Source organism: Pseudomonas sp. BW16M2 (assembly GCF_014268865.1).
Taxonomy (GTDB): domain Bacteria; phylum Pseudomonadota; class Gammaproteobacteria; order Pseudomonadales; family Pseudomonadaceae; genus Aquipseudomonas; species Aquipseudomonas peradeniyensis.
Genome location: NZ_JABWRI010000032.1, coordinates 17,102 through 38,327 on the forward strand (window position 1 = coordinate 17,102; position 21,226 = coordinate 38,327).

General features: G+C 63.4%; 20 protein-coding genes and 1 riboswitch. Of the genes, 3 read left to right on the plus strand and 17 right to left on the minus strand.

Annotated elements, in window-relative coordinates:
* Positions 1–62 precede the first annotated feature (62 nt).
* The 3 genes from HU735_RS22430 to HU735_RS22440 all read right to left on the minus strand — a co-directional run bounded on the left by HU735_RS22430 (position 63) and on the right by HU735_RS22440 (position 3,776).
* Entirely contained in the window at positions 63–1,316 is a 1,254-nt protein-coding gene (locus tag HU735_RS22430; RefSeq protein ID WP_186715404.1) for a nucleoside triphosphate pyrophosphohydrolase family protein, read from the minus strand.
* Positions 1,317–1,558: 242 nt separating this feature from the next.
* A complete protein-coding gene (locus tag HU735_RS22435; RefSeq protein WP_186715406.1) occupies positions 1,559–2,140 on the minus strand; it encodes a hypothetical protein in 582 nt (193 codons plus the stop codon).
* Positions 2,141–2,600: 460 nt separating this feature from the next.
* Complete coding sequence (locus tag HU735_RS22440) at positions 2,601–3,776, minus strand: HNH endonuclease (protein WP_238349879.1); 1,176 nt, start codon at positions 3,774–3,776, stop codon at positions 2,601–2,603.
* 388 nt (positions 3,777–4,164) lie between these two features.
* Here HU735_RS22440 and HU735_RS22445 point away from each other — a divergent pair, with 388 nt between their 5' ends.
* On the plus strand, positions 4,165–4,401 hold the full coding sequence (locus tag HU735_RS22445; protein WP_028688843.1) for a hypothetical protein: 237 nt from the start codon (positions 4,165–4,167) through the stop codon (positions 4,399–4,401).
* A gap of 76 nt (positions 4,402–4,477) precedes the next feature.
* Positions 4,478–4,786: a DUF3077 domain-containing protein gene (locus HU735_RS22450; RefSeq protein WP_186715408.1), complete on the plus strand. Its 309-nt coding sequence runs from the start codon at positions 4,478–4,480 to the stop codon at positions 4,784–4,786.
* Between the two features lie 108 nt (positions 4,787–4,894).
* Here the strand turns inward: HU735_RS22450 and HU735_RS22455 are convergent, their stop codons facing one another.
* The 14 genes from HU735_RS22455 to lpxO form a co-directional block, all read right to left on the minus strand.
* Positions 4,895–5,284, minus strand: coding sequence for a hypothetical protein (locus HU735_RS22455; protein ID WP_186715410.1), 390 nt, complete (start codon positions 5,282–5,284; stop codon positions 4,895–4,897).
* Positions 5,281–5,844 carry a hypothetical protein gene (locus HU735_RS22460; protein ID WP_186715413.1) on the minus strand — a complete coding sequence of 188 codons (564 nt, stop codon included), beginning with the start codon at positions 5,842–5,844 and terminating at the stop codon, positions 5,281–5,283. Before HU735_RS22460 ends, HU735_RS22455 begins: the two co-directional genes overlap by 4 nt.
* 228 nt (positions 5,845–6,072) lie before the next feature.
* A complete protein-coding gene (locus HU735_RS22465; RefSeq protein WP_186715415.1) occupies positions 6,073–7,017 on the minus strand; it encodes a carbohydrate kinase in 945 nt (314 codons plus the stop codon).
* A 41-nt stretch (positions 7,018–7,058) separates the two neighbouring features.
* Complete coding sequence (gene xylB / locus HU735_RS22470; RefSeq protein WP_186715417.1) at positions 7,059–8,549, minus strand: xylulokinase; 1,491 nt, start codon at positions 8,547–8,549, stop codon at positions 7,059–7,061.
* A gap of 16 nt (positions 8,550–8,565) precedes the next feature.
* A complete protein-coding gene (locus tag HU735_RS22475) occupies positions 8,566–10,041 on the minus strand; it encodes a mannitol dehydrogenase family protein (protein WP_186715419.1) in 1,476 nt (491 codons plus the stop codon).
* A gap of 10 nt (positions 10,042–10,051) precedes the next feature.
* Complete coding sequence (gene ugpC, locus HU735_RS22480; RefSeq protein ID WP_186715422.1) at positions 10,052–11,164, minus strand: sn-glycerol-3-phosphate ABC transporter ATP-binding protein UgpC; 1,113 nt, start codon at positions 11,162–11,164, stop codon at positions 10,052–10,054.
* Between the two features lie 162 nt (positions 11,165–11,326).
* Positions 11,327–12,160, minus strand: coding sequence for a carbohydrate ABC transporter permease (locus tag HU735_RS22485; RefSeq protein WP_011533227.1), 834 nt, complete (start codon positions 12,158–12,160; stop codon positions 11,327–11,329).
* 10 nt (positions 12,161–12,170) lie between these two features.
* On the minus strand, positions 12,171–13,094 hold the full coding sequence (locus tag HU735_RS22490) for a sugar ABC transporter permease (protein WP_011533228.1): 924 nt from the start codon (positions 13,092–13,094) through the stop codon (positions 12,171–12,173).
* A 70-nt stretch (positions 13,095–13,164) separates the two neighbouring features.
* On the minus strand, positions 13,165–14,475 hold the full coding sequence (locus HU735_RS22495; RefSeq protein ID WP_186715424.1) for a sugar ABC transporter substrate-binding protein: 1,311 nt from the start codon (positions 14,473–14,475) through the stop codon (positions 13,165–13,167).
* 280 nt (positions 14,476–14,755) lie between these two features.
* Positions 14,756–15,661 carry an AraC family transcriptional regulator gene (locus tag HU735_RS22500; protein WP_186715426.1) on the minus strand — a complete coding sequence of 302 codons (906 nt, stop codon included), beginning with the start codon at positions 15,659–15,661 and terminating at the stop codon, positions 14,756–14,758.
* A 90-nt stretch (positions 15,662–15,751) separates the two neighbouring features.
* Positions 15,752–17,878: a TonB-dependent receptor gene (locus HU735_RS22505; protein WP_186715428.1), complete on the minus strand. Its 2,127-nt coding sequence runs from the start codon at positions 17,876–17,878 to the stop codon at positions 15,752–15,754.
* A gap of 108 nt (positions 17,879–17,986) precedes the next feature.
* Positions 17,987–18,192, minus strand: a riboswitch (cobalamin riboswitch).
* Between the two features lie 177 nt (positions 18,193–18,369).
* Positions 18,370–18,939 (minus strand): N-acetyltransferase, encoded by a 570-nt coding sequence (locus HU735_RS22510; RefSeq protein ID WP_186715429.1) that lies wholly within the window; start codon positions 18,937–18,939, stop codon positions 18,370–18,372.
* 78 nt (positions 18,940–19,017) lie between these two features.
* On the minus strand, positions 19,018–19,362 hold the full coding sequence (locus HU735_RS22515) for a carboxymuconolactone decarboxylase family protein (protein WP_046856072.1): 345 nt from the start codon (positions 19,360–19,362) through the stop codon (positions 19,018–19,020).
* A 191-nt stretch (positions 19,363–19,553) separates the two neighbouring features.
* Complete coding sequence (lpxO, locus tag HU735_RS22520) at positions 19,554–20,453, minus strand: lipid A hydroxylase LpxO (protein WP_050706168.1); 900 nt, start codon at positions 20,451–20,453, stop codon at positions 19,554–19,556.
* 215 nt (positions 20,454–20,668) lie between these two features.
* Here lpxO and thpR point away from each other — a divergent pair, with 215 nt between their 5' ends.
* Positions 20,669–21,214 carry an RNA 2',3'-cyclic phosphodiesterase gene (thpR, locus tag HU735_RS22525; RefSeq protein ID WP_186715430.1) on the plus strand — a complete coding sequence of 182 codons (546 nt, stop codon included), beginning with the start codon at positions 20,669–20,671 and terminating at the stop codon, positions 21,212–21,214.
* The last annotated feature ends 12 nt before the right edge of the window (positions 21,215–21,226 follow it).

Sequence of the window (21,226 nt, forward strand, 5' to 3'; positions counted from 1 at the left end):
AGTTAGACGGCTTGAAGGGAAACGCTGGGCCAGCGTTCCAGGACGCAATAATCGAGCGACGGCTACTCATCGCTGTCATTTCCTTCGCGAAAGCTGATCGTGTGATTCTCGAAGTCCGCCATTACGTAGCCTTTTCGCTTACTAACGAGCTCCCGGAATATGCTGAAACCGTCCATGATCGCCTTTTCCCATTGCCACAATGCACACCAAGCAACCTCGTAGCCTCTGACGAAATCCTGAATGGACTTTAACAAGTCATAGTCGATGTGATCGACGTTCTCGAACAACTCGCACTCAAGTCCGCGGCCAAAGATGAATGTGGCGACCCCTTCCTCGATGAGGATGGCCCGGGCGCCGTCTTGGTTTTCATCAATTTCAGGAACGCATTTTCGCTTCAGGTGAAGAAGTGCTCGGAGCACGGGGGACCACCCCAGATGAACTGCAAACGCTAGGTGGAAGACATCGTGGAATCGATAGTCATCGCGTTCCATCTTGTTGTCGGTCAAGCGATCGCCAATGATGATCTTGTTGCACTTCTGAATGACGTACTGCTTCTCGCCTGCGGTCTCTTCGGCAATATAGAATTCCAGGCGTGGAGGGAATCGTTCATTCTTGGGCATGTCGGTATCAAAGCGCGACGGGTAGACCGTGTCTGCCGGCCAGCGACTGAAGGTCTTCTTCACGTTTCCAAGAGCCGCTGCACCCATGTCTACATCGGCTGAGTTCGCCGCGGCGACCAGTGCTCGAAATATCTCCACCATGTGCGCAGAAAGCTGATCGCGGTTGCGCTTGAACGTGCCGATTTTGAAGTCATTGAGCAGCTCGCCCACACAGCCGGCGAGCGCAAGAACCTGTGTGCTAAACGATTCTTCCGAAACCGGTTCACCATTTCGACTCTGCAGATCGGCAAATCCCAGGTTGGGGTCCTCTGGCATCACTCTGTCCCAGTCTTCCAGGCCGCGAAACGCCTGCTGAGCAATAGTGGGCAGGTCGAGCTGGGCTCGCGTGGCCAGCGTTGAGAAATACCAGAGTGTGTCGCCAAGTTCCTCGAGAATGGTTGCGCTGTAGCGCTTAAAGGCTGCCCGATCTCGCTGCAGTTTCTTGAAGGCACTCAGCAGGCTGCCGACCTCGCCGAAAAGCCCGAGGATCGTAAGCTCCAATCCGGCATCCGGCAATTTGTCAGTCGTGTGCGCAATGCGCTGGTATGTGCTGATGCTCATTCGGCCGTCATGGATCTCTGATGGCAGGATGACGAATTGTTCAGGTGTGCTCGACGGGGCGAAACGGTCTTTCGATGAAAGTGTCTGTATGTTCATGCAGGCCCCCGACTGAACTGATAACTCAGGCTCGACTGTCAGCCCAGTGAAGTCGATTTGACATCATCATGATGGATCCAATGTGAGGTATTCAAGTCTGGAGCAGGGAATTCAGACGGAGATTTGTGTAGCTGACATACGCAGTAACAAAAACGTTGACCGTTGTGCTGCGGCAGCGGATCGCTTTACAGCCATCCGCTGCCGCAGCGGGGATCACCGCTTGAGTGCTGAAGCGTGGGTGATTACGACTGGCGGTGCATCTGGATTTCAAACGGCTTGCCAAACGGATCCGTTGCCTTGAGCACGATGATGTCCGGGGAGACCGACTCCAGGCCATACTCGTCGGACATACCACTAGGGTAGGCATCGCTCAGTTCGGGGGTCTGTTTACCCGACAGCTTTTCTACCAGCCGTGGGTTGATATCTATTCCCGCCACCTCGATAGAATTGGTCGTTGAGTGCATTTTTTGCAAGGTAATCGACAGCCGCTCGCTGTCAGCAGTCCAGCTACCGGCGCCTATAACGTTGTAGCTAAATTTATAACCTTGCTCCTTGATCCTACCCTCTAGCGTGATGACGCCGGAAACGTTGTATTTCCCCTCATGAAAGAGATTAGTGCGTCCTTTAAAGTGTAGGGTGCCGTCGGTAATCGGATACGAGTAATCGCTGTCCCATCGACCTACGACATCCGGGTTGAGGTTGGTGATCGGGTGGAAGACGAAATAAAGAGCGGCGATGCCCGCCGCGCTGCTAAAGAAGGATGTAACAGAAGCCACGATCTTCATAGCCGGCGACAGCTTTTTGAAACGCTCAATAATACGCATGAACAGAGTCCTTCTAAACAACGGAGTTATCTAACGGTATGTGATAGCTTAGTTTAAGCCATGCTTTAGTGTATCGGCGGCACTCTGAAATTCTGTAGGTCAAGGCGTAATAGCACACTCGATCTGCATCGCGTATGCGGAAATTACAGAGCGGGGCGCGTATGGGAGATGGACTGGTGTTCATTGTGAAGTTTCCCATCACGATCTAGAGTTCTCAAGGATGCTTCGTCTCATGCTGGCAAGTCGCAAAGGGTGGCAGCGGCCGTTCATGCCATTTGGCCGCTACGGAGGTAAACGCAGATCCCATACGCGGGGAACAGCGTGTCAGTGAATGGCGGATCAAAGTGCGCTGCTTTCGTCCCACGCTTTCGTCTACGGGACGGGTGCTCCGAGATTTCGGTGGTAACGCTCAGAATATGACTGTAGGTAAAAGCGAATGTGTCAGTTTTACAAATTCAAGTCAGCCTTCAATTGCTTTTAGCTGCTGCTTCAATTTCTCGTTGAGCAACATACCATTTACGCCTGAGTGAATTTCGCGATGGCAAGACGGGCAGACAGCACCTACGTACCGAGGGTGGTCGAGGCCTCCGTCGGAGAGCCGATTTACATGATGCGGTTCGAGGTACGGGGTTCCATCCTTCTTAATGAAGGGCGCTGGCTTTTCACAGCTTTCACATAAGCCTTTGGCACGCATGAGGACGTAGTGAGCGACCTTCCGGCTGCGCTGGTAAATTTTGCGATGCGCCGATTGGTTCATTGCATCCGTTACCGGCTTACAGGCAGCCAGAGCAGCTATCCGAGCAGCCGCTAACGAATCTGCAAGTTCAACGTCTGTCTCCAACTCAGTTTCGATATTCAGCTCTGGACTGCCCACAGGTACCAATCTGAATACAAGAGCAGTACGATCCTCGCCATCAATATCCGGCTGGGTTCGTTCAAAGACATCGGCGCAACTGAACTCACCTACATAGCGGTTACCTTTTCCTTTACCGAGCGATGTGAACAGATGAAGCGCACGACCTGTCTCAGCATGCTCAGCCACAGCTCTGTTGCCACGGTTCAATTTCATAGGGCCACGCTTCCCTTCACCGGTGTAGAGAAACGCACCGTTGTCCCAGCTGTCGGCATAGCCGTATTGCTCGCCACTATCACCTGTAAACAAGAAAATCGCCGGGTGGGTAGCTGAGGCTGCTATGCCGCTCTGCCAGCTACCTCCGAATGGTCCGTTGATTTCAGTCACGCGATCATAAATGGCTCCAGGTTCGAACTGCAGGACTGGTTCTAGACCAGTGCTTTGCAGCTCGATAGTGGTAAACCCACGCTTTTCTAAATAGCGGTTTGTGAGGTGTCCGCCTGGGAATTGGCTAACTGCGATGCCGGTAGCCAAGGAGACTATTTTCTTTGCTGGGTACGATGTACCCCCTACAGCAATCGCGTAGCGGTGGGCAGGGTTCGTCTCCCAACCATGCCACTCTCGTCTTCCTCTTAAGTCGCGGTCAAATTCCAGCAAAGCCTCGTCAATACGTTCCTTCGATACAGCTTTGATCGCCACGTGCGCTGCCCTTTGTCGCCGATGTTTGTAGGAAATTTCCCCATCGTCGCCAAAGTGATCAAACGGTTCAAGAAAAACTGGCAAAGCGCCACTGCGATCGTAGCGTCCGCGCGAGAGTTCGTATGCGTTTCAGGTCCATATTCGTTGTGGCAGCAGGCGTGCCCAGGGGCTACGGAATCGGATTTTCCCTCTTCCTTGTAGTCCGTTTCCGAAACATACTCCTACCCCCTTACAGCCCGTTGCAGCCGCTGCATCACCCATCTAGTCTCGCCAAGTCGCTGCCAATTCAGCGACCGGTTTTGACAGACCGGGAAGATAGTAACGCGCGTGCATGGCCGTCTATGGTGGCTGTACGTGGGGCACTTCGGTGCGCCGGTTTCCTATTTTCCCGGTCTGTCAACCCGCGTACAGCTGCCACCTTTCTGTTTGACAGCAGAGAACGGTAGCTCCATTTGAAAATAGGAGCTCTACCATGCTGAAAATAGTCCCCGATCCACCCCTACACGACAAATACACCACCCACACCCTCGAAGACCTCCTGGTCCAGATCTCCGAATACCTCGTCTGCGCCCTGACCGTCAGCCAGCAGACCGTCCTGCTGCACGCCAAACCGCCAGGTCAGGTCCTGACCCTCGCCGCCATGCACGAAATCGACAGCGCCCGCACCCTGGTGGAAGTGGCGCTGAGCCGCGTGCAATCCCGGCACTGACCTGGCGAGCCTCGGCTCGCACTTGACGTTCACCGATCAGGCCCCGCGCCGTTCGCGGGGCCGCAGGAGGAATGGTATGGATAAGGAATTGCAAATCCCGCGCATCAAGGAACTCGCCACCACCGGCGTCGGGCATTTCGGCGAAGGCGCGCAGGTGAGTGTGCAAGACCCGCTTTTCCGCGTGGTGGCGGGGCATCCGCTGGACCATGCGGTGGAGCAGGCGACCGTGCTGATGTGTGCAGTGCACAAGATGAGTGATCTGGCGATGGTGGAGACTGATCACCTGCCTACGCTGCTGACGGCGGTGCATTACCTCAGCGGTATGGCCAAGGCGTTGGCCCAGGATGTGAATCATGGGTTGATGGTAGGGCGGGGGGCTGAGTAGGGGAGGGTATCTGGCTGGGGGCTGGTTGCCTGGGCGGGCGCTATCGCGGGGCAAGCCCGCTCCCACGATCCCGCTCCAACAAGTCCGCTGCCACGTTTCGGCTAGCCGCTATGGCGCCAGGTTCACGCCGTTACAGCGCCCCTTGGTCGAGAAATCGTTAATCTGCCGCGCCTTGTTCACCGACATCAGTATCGTGCAGCCGCCAGGATGGGCCACGTCGTCCCAGTAGTTGGTATGGACCATCACGTTGCCTTGCATCTCGGCGGTGCTGCCGACCACCTCCTTTTGCACGTAGGTGGTATCGCGGTACCAGCCCAACTGCACCCCAGCGCCGTCGGGCAACGGCTCCATGCGCATGGGCGGGCCGAAGAAGTCGATGGCCTGCTTGGCGTCGCGCCCTTGCCATTGGTTGCCCGCCATCAGCTCCGGCAGGGTCGGGATGCAGCCGGCCAGCGCAGGCAGCAACAGGCCTAGGACCAGCAGAGGGCGCGTGCTCATCGTGGGGTGTTCGCCAGCATGTCGTCCAGCTCCTGCACCGCCTGGCTGTTGGCCTGCACGCCAATCAACTGGATGAACATGGCCTGGATGGTAGCGACCATCTGCGCCGCCGGCATCTTGCCGATCGACAGCATCTGGTTGCGCGCGCGGTTGTCGGGGGCGCAGACGAAGGCGAAGGTGCGCTGCAGCCAGTAGTCCTTTGGTGCGACCCAGTCTTTGGCGTTGGTTTTCACATCGCGCACGGCGCCGTCGAAGCGACGTATCGCCCGGGCGCTGTCCAGGCGGATCTGGCGCTGTTTGCATTTGACCTGCACCTCGTAGGCGGCGAGGGTCGGGAAGGCCGGGTCTTCGAACAGCTGCATGACCTGGGCCGATTGCACGCCACCGGGCTTTTGCAGGATGCCGGCGGCATCGGCGACGTAGACCTCGTTGTGCAGGCGTTCGCCTTTACCGTAGATGATCCAGTAGTCGCCCGAGGCGGGTGCGGCCAGGGCCGGGGTGCTGCAGGTGAGGGCCAGGATGGCCAGCCATTGGCAGAGGGGGGGAAGTTTGTGGCCCATGGAGTCCTTTCCTGGTTTTTGTAATCAAGAAGGGACTATACGAGCGCTTGGTGAGTAGGGTCGATTAGGGCGGTTGTGCTAATGGCCAAGGGCCTGTAGCACGTTGAGGCAGTAATGGTGGGTGAGGTCGGGATTGTGGTTTGAGCGGAAATCGCTGGGACCGCTTTGCGGTCCTTTCGCGACGCAAGGCCGCTCCCACAGAGAGGGTAGGGCGGCGTATGGGGTGGGTTAGGCTATTGGTGGCAGCTCATGGTCGAAGGGCAGGTTCGGGCCTGTTCGGGAGCAGGTGATTGCTGCGGCATGGATTGCGTAGGCGAGGATTGCATCGATGGTTTCATGGGGGAGCTTCGCCACACCGGCCGGGCTGTCTGCACCGAGGCGTGCGAGGTAGGCGAGCACGGCGGCTTGGAAGGTGTCACCGGCGCCGACGGTATCGCTTACCGGCAACGACGTATCCGCTGGGCGCTGCCATGAACCCTGTGCGCAATGCACGCTGGCTCCGTCTGCTCCATGGGTGATGAAAACGAGTCGGCAGCGATCTTTTAGCCAGCCTTGGGCCACGTCACGAGTCTCCCGACCTGGATAGAGCAGGGCGATGTCTTCCTCACTGGCCTTGATCACATGCGCATGCCCGGCAAACGCTTCCACCTGCCGCCGCCACAGCGCCACATCCGGCTGCGGATTAAGCCGCACATTCGGATCCAGGCTAATCAGCCGACGGTCCCGCTCGCGCTCCACCAGTGCCATCAGCGTATCGGCTACGGGCTGCACTACCAGTGTGTATGAGCCTACATGCAACCCACGCACACGCTCATCCAACTCCGGCAGATACGCCAGCGTCACCTGCCGATCCGCACACCCTTCACCGCGAAACTGATACTGCGCCGAGCCATTGGCATCCAGCCCGACCATGGCCAGGGTGGTCGGTGCATCACTGGTCACCACATAGCGGCAGTCCACCCGTTCCTCTTCCAGCACCCGCCGCAGCCGGGCACCGAGGTAGTCGCTGGACAACCCGCCGAACAACGCCGATTCCGCGCCCAGCCGGCGCAGGCCAACAGCCACGTTGAACGGCGACCCGCCGGCAATCGCGGTAAACCCCAGCTCGCTGCTGCGGTTGCTGTTTTCCACGCTGAAGACATCGAACAGGGCCTCGCCACACACCAGGTACATGCAGTTCTCCAGAACGAAAGACAAGGGAAGGATACCCGCACTCAGCGCGCAGGCAGTTGCTCCCGATATCGTTGATAGGCAACCTCGTACTCGGCCTGTTGCGCCGGGCGGGGTAGGGTTCGGGTGCTTTCGTCGAGGGCGACGCAGCGTTTGCACAGAGTTTCGAGGCTGTCGCTCTGGCCCAGCTGGCGACCGAGGCTCCAGGCGGCCTGGATCGCGGCGCCCAGGGCGGCGGCTTCGGTCTGTTGGGGGCATACCACCGGCAGGCCCAGCAGGTCGGCGAGTGTCTGGCGCCACAGCGGGCTTTTCGCCGCGCCGCCGACCAGGCGGATTTCGCTGCCTCGCAGGCCGCTGGTGCGCAGCAGGTCGAGGCCGTAGCGCAGGCTGAAGCAGGTGCCTTCGAGCACGGCGCGGCAGAGGTTGGCGCGGGTCAGGTTGGCGCTGGTCATGCCGTGCAGGCTGGCCGTGGCTTCGGGCAGCGCGGGCACGCGTTCGCCGTCGAAGAACGGCAGCATCAGCAGGCCGTCGGCGCCGATCGGGGCTTGGGCGGCGAGGGCAGTGAAACGGTCGAGGTCGAGTTCCAGCAGGTCGCGCACCTGGGCGCAGGCGCTGGTGAGGTTCATGGTGCAGATCAACGGCAGCCAGCCGCCGCTGGAGGCGCAGAAGGTCGCCACTTCGCCCTGGGCGCTGACGTGGGGCTGGTCGGCGTGGGCGGCCAGGGTGCCGGAGGTGCCCAGGCTCAGGGTGATCATGCCGGGGGCGATATTGCCGGTGCCGATGGCGCCGAGCATGTTGTCGCCGCCGCCCGTGGCCACCCAGGTCTGTGGGCTCAGGCCGAGTGCAGTGGCGGCCTGTTCGCGCAGGGTGCCGATGCAATCGCCGGATTCGAGCAGCTCAGGTAGTGCAGCCAAAAGACGCTCGCCCGGCTCGATGTGCTGAAGGACATCGGGCGCCCAGCTCCGTCGGCGCACGTCGTAGTAGCCGGTGCCAGAGGCGTCGCCGGGTTCGCTGCAGGCACGGCCGGTCAGCCAGTAATTCAGGTAGTCGTGGGGCAGCAGGATATGGGCGAGGCGGGCGAACAGCTCGGGATGATGGTGCTTGGTCCACAGCAATTTGGACACGGTATAGCCCGGCGCGATCACCAGCCCGAGGCGTTCGAGCGAGCCGTGGGCGCCACCGAGGGCATCGAGCAGTGCCTGGTTCTCGGGCGCGCTCTCGGTGTCGCACCAGAGCTTGGCCGGGCGCAGCACCTGGCCCTGGGCGTCGAGCATCACCAGGCCGTGTTGCTGGCCGGATACCGCCAGTGCGCGGATCGCCCGGCCATCCACGCCGGCTTCTCGCAATGCCGCGGCCACCGCCGCGCGCAGGGCGTCCAGCCAGTCGGCGGGGTCCTGTTCACGCCTGCCATCACGACCTTGGGGCGGGGCATGGGCGGCGCTGCCCAGGCCGAGCACCTGGCCGCTGCCGGCGTCCAGCACCAGGGCCTTGGTGCCCTGGGTGCCGCAGTCGATGCCGAGGAACAATCCGTCCATTTCGAAACACTCCGTGTCAGTCGCCGAGGACCTGGCGCAGGGTTTCACTCACGCCGACTTCGCGCAAGCTGTCGTACAGGCGCTCGAAGGCGCTGACGAACGCCTTGGACGCGGGGATGGCACTGCCGAAGATCGCCTCGTCGCCCAGCACCCGGGCGGCCAGGCCGTCGCGCTGCACCACTCGGGCCTGGCAATCGGCGGCGCGGGGGTCGGGGATGCTGTAGCGGGTGCCGTGTTCGTCTTCGCCGCGCAGGTACAGGGCCCAGGCGGCCACTACCAGGGCCACGCGCTCCAGCGGCTTGCCGTCGGCGATCAGGCGGTTGGCGGTGGGCACGATGAACTTGGGGAACTTCGACGAGCCGTCGGAGCACACGCGCTCCAGCTGGTCGGCGATGGCGCGGTTGGCGAAGCGTTCGCCGAGGCTTTGCTTGTAGCGCTCAAGATCGATGCCGGGCACCGGGGCCAGTTGTGGGGTTACGTCCTGGTCCATGAAGGCGTGCATGTAGCGGTGCAGCAGCGGGTCGGCGAGGGTTTCGTGGACGAAGCGGTAGCCCTGCAGGAAGCCCAGGTAGGTGAGGGCCAGGTGGCTGCCGTTGAGCAGCTTGATCTTCATTTCTTCATAGGGGGTGACGTCGTCGGTGAACTGCACGCCGACCTTTTCCCAGGCCGGGCGAGCGGCGACGAAATTATCTTCCACCACCCATTGCAAAAACGGCTCGCACACCACCGGCCAGGCATCGTCGACGCCGTGGCGTTCGCGCAGTTGCTGGCGGTGAGCGGGGCTGGTCATTGGGGTGATGCGGTCGACCATGGCGTTGGGGAAGCTGACGTGGCTGGCGATCCAGTCGGCCAGGTCGGGGTCGAGGCGCTGGGCGAAGGCCAGCAGGGCTTTGCGGGCGACGTCGCCGTTGTGCGGGAGGTTGTCGCAGGACATCACGGTGAACGGGCCGGTGCCAGATTCGCGGCGGCGGCGCAGGGCTTCGCAGAGGTAGCCGAACACGCTTTGTGGGGTTTGTGGGTTGGCCAGGTCGTGCTGGATTTGCGGCAGGTCGGCGCGGAACTCGCCGGTGCTGTCGTCGATGCAGTAGCCGCCTTCGGTGATGGTCAGCGAGACGATGCGGATATTGGGTTCGGTCAGCTTGGCCAGCAGCGGTTCGGCGCCGTCCTCGGCCAGCAGCATGCCGTTGATGGCGGCGATCACGCGTACCTTGGTGTCGGGCTGGTCGCCCAGTTCGAACAGGGTGTAGAGATGGTCCTGGCCGGCCAGGGCGTCGCGCATGGCGCGGTCTTCGCTGCGCAAGCCGACGCCGCAGATGGCCCAGTCGAGGCCTTCGCCGCAGTTCATCAGGGCGTCGGTGTAGGCGGCCTGGTGGGCGCGGTGGAAGCCGCCGACGCCGATGTGGACGATGCCCTGGCGCAGTTGGGCGCGGTCGTAGCTGGGGCGGGCGACGGTGGGCGGCAGTTGGCCGAGGTTGTGCTGGTTCAATTTCATCCTGGAGTCCTTAGGCCGCTTGTTGCAGACGTTTGTCGAGGGCCTGGCCGTTGCTGTCGAACAGGTGGCAATGGGCGGGATCGAAGGTCAGTTCCAGCGCCTCGCAAAAGCCTGGTGCGAAGTCGCCGCGCACTCGCACGGTGAGCATTTCCCCGGAGGCGGCGCGCATATGGCAGTAACTGTCGCTGCCCAGTCGCTCGCTGACATCGGCAGTCACCTGCAGCGAGCCCTGGGTACCTTGCCCGGCGCGGTCGATGTTCAGGTGCTCAGGACGAATCCCCAGTGTCACCTGGCTACCGGTATGCAGCTCCCCCGCGCACAACGGCAGGGCGATACGGGCGCCGCACTCAAGCGCCACCTCGCACTGGTTGCCCTGGTTGCGGCTCAGGTGCCCACGCAGGAAGCCCATCTTCGGCGTCCCCAGAAACCCCGCGACAAACAGGTTGGCCGGATGGTGGTACAGCTCCAGCGGCGAGCCGACCTGCTCGATGCGCCCGCCGTTGAGCACCACTACCTTGTCGGCCAGGGTCATCGCCTCGACCTGGTCGTGGGTCACGTAGATCATGGTCGCCGCCAGCTCCTGGTGCAGGCGCGCCAGTTCCAGGCGCATCTGCACGCGCAGGGCGGCGTCGAGGTTGGACAGTGGCTCGTCGAACAGGAAGATCTTCGGATTGCGCACGATCGCCCGGCCGATCGCCACCCGCTGGCGCTGGCCGCCGGAGAGCTGGCGGGGCTTGCGTTCGAGCAGCGGTTGCAGCTCGAGGATGCGCGCGGCGTTGTCGACCTTGGCGCTGACCTCCTGCTTGCCGACGCCGGCCAGGTCCAGGGCGAACGACAGGTTCTTGCGCACGGTCATGTGCGGGTACAGGGCGTAGGTCTGGAACACCATGGCCAGGTCGCGCTTGGCCGGGGCGGTGTCGGTGATGTCGGCGCCGTCGAGGGTGATGCTGCCGCTGCTGACCTCCTCGAGGCCGGCGATCAGGCGCAGCAGGGTGGACTTGCCGCAGCCGGAGGGGCCGACGAACACCACGAACTCGCGGTCGCGCACATCCAGGTCGATGCCCTTGATGATGGCGTGGCCATCGAAGCCTTTGTGCAGGTTGCGGATTTTCAGGTCAGCCATGGGGGGTGTCCTCGTCAAGGCGTGGAAAGGGGGCGTGGAAAGGGCTGGCGTGGGAGCGGGCTTGCCCCGCGATGCAGGCGGCGCGGTGGATGGCACCGGCGTAGCCGGTGATCGCGGGGCAAGCCCGCTCCCACGCCAAACGCAAAATCAGGGGCCTCGGAATCATTTGACGGCCCCAAACGAAAGCCCGCGCACCAGCTGCTTCTGGCTGATCCAGCCAAAGATCAGGATCGGCGCGCAGGCCAGGGTCGAGACGGCCGAGAGCTTGGCCCAGAACAGCCCTTCAGGGCTCGAATAGGAAGCCACCAACGCAGTCAGCGGCGCGGCGGCGGACGAGGTCAGGTTCAGCGACCAGAACGCCTCGTTCCAGCACAAAATCAACGACAGCAGCAGGGTCGAGGCCAGCCCGCCACGGGCGATCGGCAGCAGCACGCGGACGATCTCCTGCCAGGTGCCGGCGCCGTCCAGCCGCGCGGCTTCGAGGATGTCCACGGGGATGTCCTTGAAGTAGGTGTACACCATCCACACCACGATCGGCAGGTTGATCAGGGTGTAGACGATGATCAGCGCTAGACGCGAATCCAGCAGGCCGAACTGCTTGGCCAGCAGGTAGATCGGCATCAACACGCCCACCGGCGGCAGCATCTTGGTCGACAGCATCCACAGCAGCGTGCGCTTGGTATGGCGGGTTTCGAAGAAGGCCATCGAGTAGGCCGCCGGCACGGCGATCAGCATGCACAGCAGGGTCGCCGAGAACGAAATCAGCACCGAATTCCAGGCGTAGGCGAAGTAGTCGCTGCGCTCATTGATGTGCAGGTAGTTCTCCAGCGTCGGCGCAAAGATGAACTGCGGCGGCGTGGCGAAGGCGTCCAGCTCGGTCTTGAAGCTGGTCAGCAGCATCCAGAAAATCGGGAAGAAGATCACCAGGGCGATGGCCCAGCACAGCAGGCCGAGCAGCGCGTTCTTCAGGGTGCGGGTTTGCTTGAGTGTCAGCATGGCGGGCTCCTCAGCTGCGCGCGGTGAGGTTCTTGCCGATCATGCGAACCAGCACGATGGCGGCGATATTGGCGATCAGCACGGCGATCAGGCCACCGGCCGAGGCCATGCCGACGTCGAACTGCAGCAGCGCCTGGTTGTAGATCAGGTAGGCGAGGTTGGTGGATTCGTAACCCGGGCCGCCGCTGGTGGTGGTGAAGATCTCGGCGAACACCGAGAGCAGAAAGATCGTCTCGATCATCACCACCACGGCGATCGGCCGGGCCAGGTGCGGCAGGGTCAGGTGCCAGAAGATCGCCAACGGGCCTGCGCCATCCAGGCGGGCGGCTTCCTTCTGCTCCTGGTCCAGCGACTGCATCGCGGTCATCAGGATCAGGATGGCGAACGGCAGCCATTGCCATGACACGATCAGGATGATCGACAGCAGCGGGTAGTGCGCCAGCCAGTCCACCGGTTGCGCGCCGAACAGGCGCCACACGGCGGCGAGAATGCCCGACACCGGGTGGAAGATCAGGTTCTTCCACAGCAGCGCGCTGACCGTGGGCATGATGAAGAACGGCGAGATCAGCAGCACCCGCACCACGCCGCGGCCCCAGAACTCGCCGGCCTCCAGCAGCGCGGCGATCAGCACGCCGAGCACCACGCTGATCGCCAGTACGCTGCCGACCAGGGTCAGGGTGTTGAGGGCGCCGGGCATGAAGCCGGCGTCGGTGACGAAGAAGGCGAAGTTCTCCAGGCCCACGAACTGGTTTTCGCCGGGGTACAGCAGGTTGTAGCGGATCAGCGAGAAATACAGGGTCATGCCCAGGGGCACGATCATCCACAACAGCAGCAGCGCCACCGAAGGGCTGACCAGGAACCAGCCGGGGCCGACGCGGCGTTTGCCGGGGCGCGCGGTGGCGAGGCTCGGGGTGTCGAGGGCCGAGGTATTCATGGCGACTCCGTGTGCATCGGAAAGGGGCGGTCACCGCGCCGCAGGACGGCGCGGTCTACGGCGGTGCGAGCTACTTGGGGTAGCCGGCGCGCTTCATCTCGCGTTCGGTGGACTGCTGGGCCGAGGCCAGCACCTGGTCCACTTTCATCTGCCCGGTCAGCGCAGCGGAAAACAGCTTGCCGACCTGGGTACCGATGGCCTGGAACTCGGGGATGGTCACCAGCTGGATGCCGACGTAGGGCACGGGCTTGAGGGTGGGGTGGTTGGGGTCGACGCGCTTGAGCGATTCCAGCGTCACCTTGGCGAACGGCGCGGCGGCCAGATACGCGTCGCTGTAGGTCGAGGCGCGGGTGCCCGGTGGCACGTTGGCCACGCCTTCCTGCTCGGCCACCAGCTTGCCGTAGGCCTCGGAGGTGGCCCAGGTGCTGAAGGTCCTGGCGGCGTCCTTGGCCTTGGAACTGGTGGGGATCGCCAGTGCCCATGAGTACAGCCAGGTGGCGCCCTTGTCGGTGACTTCCTTGGGCGCGAAGGTGAAGCCGACCTGGTCGGCGACCTTGCTCTGGGACTTGTCGGTGACGAACGAGCCGGCGACGCTGGCGTCGACCCACATCGCGCATTTGCCGCTGTTGAACAGCGCGAGGTTTTCGTTGAAGCCGTTGCTGGAGGCGCCGGGCGGGCCGTATTGCTTGAGGGTGTTCACATAGAAATTCAGCGCGTTCTTCCACTCGCTGCCGCTGAACTCGGGTTTCCATTGCTCATCGAACCAGCGCGCGCCGAAGGCGTTGGCCACGGTGCCGATCAGCGCCATGTTCTCGCCCCAGCCGGCCTTGCCGCGCAGGCAGATGCCGTACTGGCCCTGGTCGGGGTGGTTGAGTTTGGCGGCGAACTCACCGAGCTGGGTCCAGGTCGGTTGCTCGGGCATGCTCAGCCCGGCTTTCTCGAACAGGTCCTTGCGGTAGTAGGTGATCGAGGCTTCGGCGTAGAAGGGCAGGGCGTACAGCGTGCCGTTGGCCGACAGGCCGTTGCGCACCGAGGGGAATACATCCTCGAGGTTGTAGTCGGCCGGCAGGTCGGTCATCGGTGCCAGCCAGCCCTTGGCGCCCCACAGCGCGGCTTCGTACATGCCGATGGTCAGCACATCGAACTGGCCGCCTTGGGTGGCGATGTCGGTGGTCAGGCGCTGGCGCAGCACGTTCTCTTCGAGCACCACCCACTTGAGCTGGATGTCCGGGTGCTGCTGCTCGAACACCTTGGCCAGGCGTTGCATGCGGATCATGTCGTTGTTGTTGACCGTGGCGATGGTCAGGGTCTCGGCGGCCTGGACGTGCAGCGGCAGGCTGAGGCAGGCGGCGGCCAGGCAGGCCTTGATCGAGTCGTTCATCGGTGAACTCCCTCGGGGATGACGTTATTGTTTTTGTGTCGCTCGCTGCCGATTACACCCGTGCTCGGCGATGGCGACAAAGCCTGGCCTGCACCTGGACTGATACTTTTTTGCTGTATGCGCGCCCCCTGTAGGAGCGGCCTTGTGTCGCGAAAGGGGCGCGCAGCGGCCCCAGGGTTTCAGCGTTAACGCATGAATCGCCGGGGCCGCTGTGCGGCCCTTTCGCGACACAAGGCCGCTCCCACAGGGATTGCGTACGACCTCGGTACATCGCCCCGATTCAGCCCCGGTTCTGCTCGGTCAGGCGCTGGGTCACCAGGCTGCGGTAGTCGGAAGGGGTCATGCCCTTGAGCTGCAGGAAGCGCCGGTTGAAGTTCGACAGGTTGCTGAACCCCGACTCGAAGCACACCTCGGTCACCGGCAGCTCGCCCTTGGCCAGCAGCTCGCACGACTTGCTCACCCGCAGCCGGTTGACGAACTCGACGAAGCCGCGCCCGGCGGCCTGCTTGAAAAACCGCGAGAAGTAGGTCGGCGTCATCCCCAGGTGCTCGGCCACCGCGTTCTGGCTCAGGTCCTGGGCGTAGTGCTGAAAGATGTAGTCCACCGCCCGGTTGATGCGCTCGACGTTGTGCTCGTCGGCCAGCTGCGAGGAGGTGACGGTGGACAGCAGCTGGTAGTCGTCACAGGCGGCCAGCTGCTCCATGAGGATAAAAAAGTATCCCAGGCGGGTCATGCCGCGGCTGTCGGCGATGCGCTGCAGCAAGTGGCGGCTCTCACGGATCAGCTCCGGGTCGCGGAACTCGATGCCATAGCGCGCCCGGGCCAGCAACGGGGCAAGCTGGGTGAGCTCGGAGAACACCTGCCCGCCGTCCTCGAGCACCTCGTCGGTGAAGTTGACCAGCATGTCGCGCTTGCCCACCACCTCGTCGGGGCCGACCTGGCTGATCCAGTTGTGCGGCAGGTTGGGGCCGGTGAGGAACAGCGTGTCGGGGGCGAAGTTGCCGATGTAGTCGCCGATGAACACCTTGCCGGCGCTGGCGACGATCAGGTGCAGCTCGTATTCCTTGTGGAAATGCCAGCGCACCAGCGGGCTGGGGAAGCCGTGCTGGCGGTAGATCAGCGAGGCGCCTTCGTGGTCGTCCATCAGCTCGTAGGACGGGTCGGTGACTTTGCTCGGTCTGGGCATGGCGGTGGCTGGGCCTGGAGGGCGAGGTGTCATCCTAGCCTGAAGCGGTGTTGCCGGGCAGCTGGCAAATGCTCGCTGCCGGCAATGGCCTCAGAAGCTGTAGTCGAGCGTGGCGAAATACGAGCGTGGCGCACCCAGCAGCCATTGCTCGCCGCTGAAGCTGGATTGGACGTACTGGCGATCGAACAGGTTGTTCAACTGCAGGCCCAGGCGCACGTCGGGCAGTACCTGCCAACCCAGGTTGGCATCGACCACCGTGTAGCCCGGCACACGCTGGTCGTTGGCGGCGCTGGAATAGCGTTCGTCGACGTAGCGCAGGCCGATGCCGGCATCCACGGTCTGGCCGAAGCCCTTGCTCAGCCACAGGTTGGCGGTGCGCCGTGGCACGTCCTGCGGGCGGTTGCCGGCGCGGTCGTTGACCGTGCCGTTGTCGCCTTCCTCCAGGAAGTCGTCGTACTTGGCCCGCACCAGCGCGGCGTTGGCCGAGAGTTGCCACTGGTTGCCCAGCGCCAGTTCCAGGCTGGCTTCCAGGCCGTCGGAAGTCTGCTGGCCGGCCTGCTGGCTGTCGTGGGTGAGCGGGTTGTACACCGGCAGCTTTTTCTTGACGATGTGATAGGCCGCCAGCGTCCACTCGCCACGTGCATCCCAGAACCGTTGCTTGAGGCCGATCTCGGTCTGTTTCGCTTCGGTCAGCTCGAGGCGCTTGTTCGGCCGCTGGGTGAGCAGGTCGCCGACGCCATCCTCGCTGGTGGAATACTGCCCGTACAGCGACAGGTCGTCGCTGAGGGCGAACACCAGCCCGGCGCGCCAGTTGCCGCCTTGCAGGCTGCGGTCGCTGCGGGCGTTGTTGACCAGGTCGTCGCGGTCGATGTGGTTCTGGTCGCGGCGGATACCGGTGACCAGCGCCAGGCGCTCGGTCAGCTGGGTGCGGTTCTCGGCGAACAGGGCGAAGGTATCGACCTTGGACAGCGTCTGCGCGCGGGTCGGGCTGAGGCTGTGGAAGCCGCCCGGCGCCGGATGCCACGGGTCGAGCGGGTCGCTGCTGCCATCGTGGTAAGGCGAGTTGCTGTCGACGTTGAAGCGGATGCGGTTGTATTCGGCGCCGACCACGGTCTTGCTGGCCAGGCCGAGCAGGCCATGGTCGAAGGTGAAGCTCTGGCGATCGCCGAGCTGCTCCTGGTTATGGCGAATCTCGAAGAAGCTGCCGCGCTGGATCACCCCGTTGGCGGCATCCCAGGTGTAGGACTCGGCGTTACGCCACTGGCGGCGGCTCTTGATGTAGTACAGCTGGTTGCTGGCGCTGACGCTATCGCTGAGGGTCCAGTCGCTGGTCAGGCGTGTCCACTCGTCGTGGTAGCGCTGCTCGTCGTTGCCGACGTTGTAGTTCTTGTGGCGCACGCTGCTGCGCAGGTGCCCGTCGATCAGCGGGGTGCCGTAGTAGTTGGCCGGTTGCGCGTCGCCGCGTTCGTGGGCGAGGGTGAAGCTCAGGTCGTCGCTGGCATCGAAGCGCAGGGCGGCGCTGAGGGCCAGGCTGCGCGAGTCGGTGCGGTCGACCCAGCCGTTGCCGGCCTGCTGGTTGAGGGTGACGCGGTAGCTCAGGCGCTCGCTCAGGCTGCCGCCGCTGTCCAGGCCCAGCTGCTGGCGGTCCCAGGAGCCGTAGCCCAGGCGCAGGTGGTTGCGGATGTCGCCGGCGAACGGCTTCTTCGGCACCACGTTGACCACCGCGCCGGTGGCGCCTTCGCCGTACAGCACCGAGGCGGGGCCGCGAACCACGTCGATGCGCTCGACCATCCACGGGTCGACCGGGAAGGTCAGGGTGCCGGCGCCGGCATACAGGCGCGAGCCGTCGAACAGGGTCATCACCGAACTCTGCCCGGTGAAGCCCCGCGCCGACAGGCCGGTGCCGCCGTCGCCCGGGGTGCCGATGAAGGTCAGGCCCGGCGAGCGGGTCACGGCGTCCTGCACGGTGAGGTTGTTGCGTTGCTGGATCTGCGCCTCGGTCAGGCTGCTGGTGCTGGCCGGGGTGTCCAGGGCGCTGAGGTTCAGGCGCGAACCGGCCGGCGTCGGCGTGGCCAGGTCGATGACCTGTGGCTCACGGGTATTGGTGATGGCCGTGGAGGGCAGGGTGACGGGCGTCGCCTGCTGATCGTCGGCCAGCGCCGGCAGGGACACGGCCAGGCAGGCCGCCAGGGTGTGAAGCTTGTTGAATCGGGACATGTCGTTCCACTGCTGCAGGAAGAAATGGATCCCGGTGGAAAACACGCAACGGTGAAGCGCGCACGCAGGCGCGCACGCGGATACCGGCCTGCGCCCGCCCACCGCGGGTTGCCAAGTAGAGCCTCAGGCCGGTCTCCGGGCTTGCGAGGGGCGTGAAGCCTTCACCTTCCCATGCGTGCGCACAGTGGTCTGTCGAAGGATTCGCTCGCTTACCGTTGCGGGGGCAGCGCCGGACTTGTCGTGACAACGACGCACCGGCTTCCCGTTTCACCCTGCGCGCGGCGGCGCAGGACACCTGAAACTGGCGCGCATCTGACCATCGAACGGGTGGCGAGTCAATCGCCTGGGTGGCAGGAAAATAGCTGGTGGGGCAATGGGTTAGCTGCAATCTCGTTGTCGTTGTTCGCGGGGCAAGCCCGCTCCCACGCTCCGATTGTCTGGAGTTGCTCGCATGACAGGTAGCGTGGGAGCGGGCTTGCCCCGCGATGGCTTCAGCGCCCGCGCCGACGCGACACCCGCGCCTCGATGTTCTTGCGCCCGATCAGCAGCGCCGGTTTTTCCACCACCGGTTCGTCGGCCAGCCACTTGTACATCACCAGGCAGTCCACCAGGCCCAGCTCGGCATGGCGATACGCCTTGGGCAGGCGCCCGACGGTCTCGAAGCCGAGCTTGTGCCACAGCGCCACGGCCACCTCATTGCTGGCTACCACCGAATTGAACTGCAGGGCCAGGAAGCCCTCCTGGCGCGCCAGCTTCTGCGAGTGCTCGCACATCAGCCTGGCCACGCCCCGGCCACGGGCCTGCGCGCAGACCATGTAGCCGCAGTTGCCGACATGTCCGCCAGGGCCGGCGGCATTGGCCTTGAGGAAGTAGGAACCGAGCAGCACGCCGTCCTCCTCGGCCACCAGTGTGCGCAGCGGGGTTTCCAGCCACAGCCGGCGTGCCTGGTCGAGGTCCAGGGCGGGGTCGAAGGCGTAGGTCTGGCGGGCCTGGACAATGGCCTGGAAGGTCGGCCAGAAGCGCTCGAAGTCTTCCGGGGTCATGGGACGGATCTGGATCATGGCGGTTCCTGCACGGGCTGAACCGCCAAGTCTGGGTGTCGCGGCGCCGTCGCGCAAGGGCGGCGGCGCCATGAAGTGTCAGGCGCCGGCCTTGCCCACGGCGTCCAGCGCCCTGGCCGAGTAGACCAGCGCGGCGCCGGCGTTCATCGCCACCGCCACGCCGAGGGCTTCGGCAATCTCTTCGCGGGTGGCGCCGTGCTTGACCGCCTGCTGCGAATGCACGGCGATGCAGCCGTCGCAGCGGGTGGTGACGGCCACGGCCAACGAGATCAGCTCACGGGTCTTGGCATCCAGGTGGTTGGTCTTGGCCCCGGCGCCGCTGGCGGTCATGTAGCCGGCCACGGTATCGGGAGAGAGTTGCTTGAGATCGCCGATGCCGGCCATCAACTGCTTACGGTAGGCGTCCCAGTCCATCATGCTCATTGTCTTCACCTTGTCAGGTTGGCAACAGGAGCTATCAGGCTAGTCGATGTTTGATTTGTAGGAGCGGCCTTGCGCCGCGAAAGGGCCGCAAAGCGGCCCCGGCAATTTCAGCAACAACACAGATAACCTGGGGCCGCCTTGCGGCCCTTTCGCGGCACGAGGCCGCTCCTACAGGGATATGTGTGAGTGGGTCAGATGTAGATAAACACCAGCACCAGCGCCGCGACCACTGCCCACTTCTCCAGGTAGTAGCGGGTGCGGTTGCGTTTCTTCATCGCCTTGCCGCGTTCGCGGATCTTGTAGATGCGGGTGAACAGGCGGTTGATGCCACCGGTCTTGTCGCTGGCATCGTTGGGCGCGGCGGCGGCGGCCATGACGTTGCGGCTGAACCAGCGGTTGAACGCCTCGGCCCAGCGGTACTTGAGCGGGCGCTCGACGTCGCAGAACAGGATGATGCGGTTGTGCTCGGTGGTGTTGGCCGCGTAGTGGATGTAGGTCTCGTCGAACACCACGCCCTCGCCGTCGCGCCAGGAGTACTTCTCGCCGTCCACGTCGATGTAGCAGCCATCGTCGTTGGGCGTGTCCAGGCCCAGGTGGTAGCGGTAGGAGCCGGCGTACGGGTCGCGGTGGCGCACCAGCTTGGCGCCTGGCGGCAGGGTGGCGAACATTGCCGCCTTGACCGTGCCGATGCCGGCGAGCAGCTCGGTGGTGCGCGGGCACAGGGACATCGCCGACGGGTGGCTCTCGCCGTACCACTTCAGGTAGAAGCGCTTCCAGCCGGTCTTGAAGAACGAGTTGAAACCGACGTCGTCGTAGTTGTCGGACTTCTTGATCTCGCCGGCCTGCAGCAGCTGCTGGCCTTCCTCGCGGATCTCCTGCCAGTGGTCCTGCAGCACCTGCAGTTCGGGGAAGGCGCTGACCGGCAGGTACGGCTTGGCCGGATGCTTGGAGAACAGGTACAGGAAGGCGTTGACCGGGGCCAGGAAGCTGGAGTGATCGCCCAGCTGGCGGGTCAGCTTGTGACGAACCCGACCGCGCAGGTGAACATAGGCGATCGAGAGGACGAAGATCAGTACGAGTGCAATTTTCATGGACGTTTACTTGTCGAAAAATGGCCATGCGCCATGGCGTAAGCCCGCCAGCATAAACAATCGTGGCGCGGGTTTGTACTTATTGTTACGTCTTCTCTGACCGACTTAGGTGCAATGGCTGACAGGTTGCGCAAACGATTCAACAGCTTATGTCGCTGTTTCGCATGGGCAGGGCGCTACACTCGATGGCGCGAACCGTTACCAGGGAGACTCGCATGGTCCAGGATCCGCGCCCCAATGGCGCGCCGTTCAAACGGCTGTTCTTTGCCTTGCCGGTCAGCGACCAACAATGCCGTGCCCTGGCGCAGTGGCGTCGAGGGCTGAACCTGCGCAGCGGCAAACCGGTGCCGGCGGAGAATTTCCACGTCACCTTGCTGTTTCTCGGTGACGTGGACGCCGAGCAGGTGCCGGCGATCTGCGCGGCGGTCGATCGGCTCAGACTGCCCGATGCACCGTTGCGCCTGGTGCTGAACCGTTTGCAGGCATGGTCGCGCGCGGCGGTGCTGGTGCTTGAGCCCGAGCAACCACCCGCCGGGCTGCGGCAGTTAGTGTACGCGTTGCAGCAGGCTGTCCTGCCGCTGGGGCTGGAGGGGAAACCAAGGGAGTATCGCCCGCACCTGACGCTGTCCCGCGATTATCGGGCGCAGGTGCCCGAAGCGCGCCAGGCACCGGAGTTCTTTCTCGCTCCCCGTCATTTTGTGCTCTACGAATCGCGAAAGGAGCGCTATTGGCCGCTGGTGCAGTGGGCGCTGGATCAATAGGAGCGAGGCCAG

Coding starts and splice junctions, on each gene's coding strand:
- HU735_RS22430 (WP_186715404.1), bottom strand. CDS start 1,316: ATGAACATACAGACACTTTCATCGAAAGACCGTTTCGCCCCGTCGAGC.
- HU735_RS22435 (WP_186715406.1), bottom strand. CDS start 2,140: ATGCGTATTATTGAGCGTTTCAAAAAGCTGTCGCCGGCTATGAAGATC.
- HU735_RS22445 (WP_028688843.1), top strand. CDS start 4,165: ATGCTGAAAATAGTCCCCGATCCACCCCTACACGACAAATACACCACC.
- HU735_RS22450 (WP_186715408.1), top strand. CDS start 4,478: ATGGATAAGGAATTGCAAATCCCGCGCATCAAGGAACTCGCCACCACC.
- HU735_RS22455 (WP_186715410.1), bottom strand. CDS start 5,284: ATGAGCACGCGCCCTCTGCTGGTCCTAGGCCTGTTGCTGCCTGCGCTG.
- HU735_RS22460 (WP_186715413.1), bottom strand. CDS start 5,844: ATGGGCCACAAACTTCCCCCCCTCTGCCAATGGCTGGCCATCCTGGCC.
- HU735_RS22465 (WP_186715415.1), bottom strand. CDS start 7,017: ATGTACCTGGTGTGTGGCGAGGCCCTGTTCGATGTCTTCAGCGTGGAA.
- xylB (WP_186715417.1), bottom strand. CDS start 8,549: ATGGACGGATTGTTCCTCGGCATCGACTGCGGCACCCAGGGCACCAAG.
- HU735_RS22475 (WP_186715419.1), bottom strand. CDS start 10,041: ATGAAATTGAACCAGCACAACCTCGGCCAACTGCCGCCCACCGTCGCC.
- ugpC (WP_186715422.1), bottom strand. CDS start 11,164: ATGGCTGACCTGAAAATCCGCAACCTGCACAAAGGCTTCGATGGCCAC.
- HU735_RS22485 (WP_011533227.1), bottom strand. CDS start 12,160: ATGCTGACACTCAAGCAAACCCGCACCCTGAAGAACGCGCTGCTCGGC.
- HU735_RS22490 (WP_011533228.1), bottom strand. CDS start 13,094: ATGAATACCTCGGCCCTCGACACCCCGAGCCTCGCCACCGCGCGCCCC.
- HU735_RS22495 (WP_186715424.1), bottom strand. CDS start 14,475: ATGAACGACTCGATCAAGGCCTGCCTGGCCGCCGCCTGCCTCAGCCTG.
- HU735_RS22500 (WP_186715426.1), bottom strand. CDS start 15,661: ATGCCCAGACCGAGCAAAGTCACCGACCCGTCCTACGAGCTGATGGAC.
- HU735_RS22505 (WP_186715428.1), bottom strand. CDS start 17,878: ATGTCCCGATTCAACAAGCTTCACACCCTGGCGGCCTGCCTGGCCGTG.
- HU735_RS22510 (WP_186715429.1), bottom strand. CDS start 18,939: ATGATCCAGATCCGTCCCATGACCCCGGAAGACTTCGAGCGCTTCTGG.
- HU735_RS22515 (WP_046856072.1), bottom strand. CDS start 19,362: ATGAGCATGATGGACTGGGACGCCTACCGTAAGCAGTTGATGGCCGGC.
- lpxO (WP_050706168.1), bottom strand. CDS start 20,453: ATGAAAATTGCACTCGTACTGATCTTCGTCCTCTCGATCGCCTATGTT.
- thpR (WP_186715430.1), top strand. CDS start 20,669: ATGGTCCAGGATCCGCGCCCCAATGGCGCGCCGTTCAAACGGCTGTTC.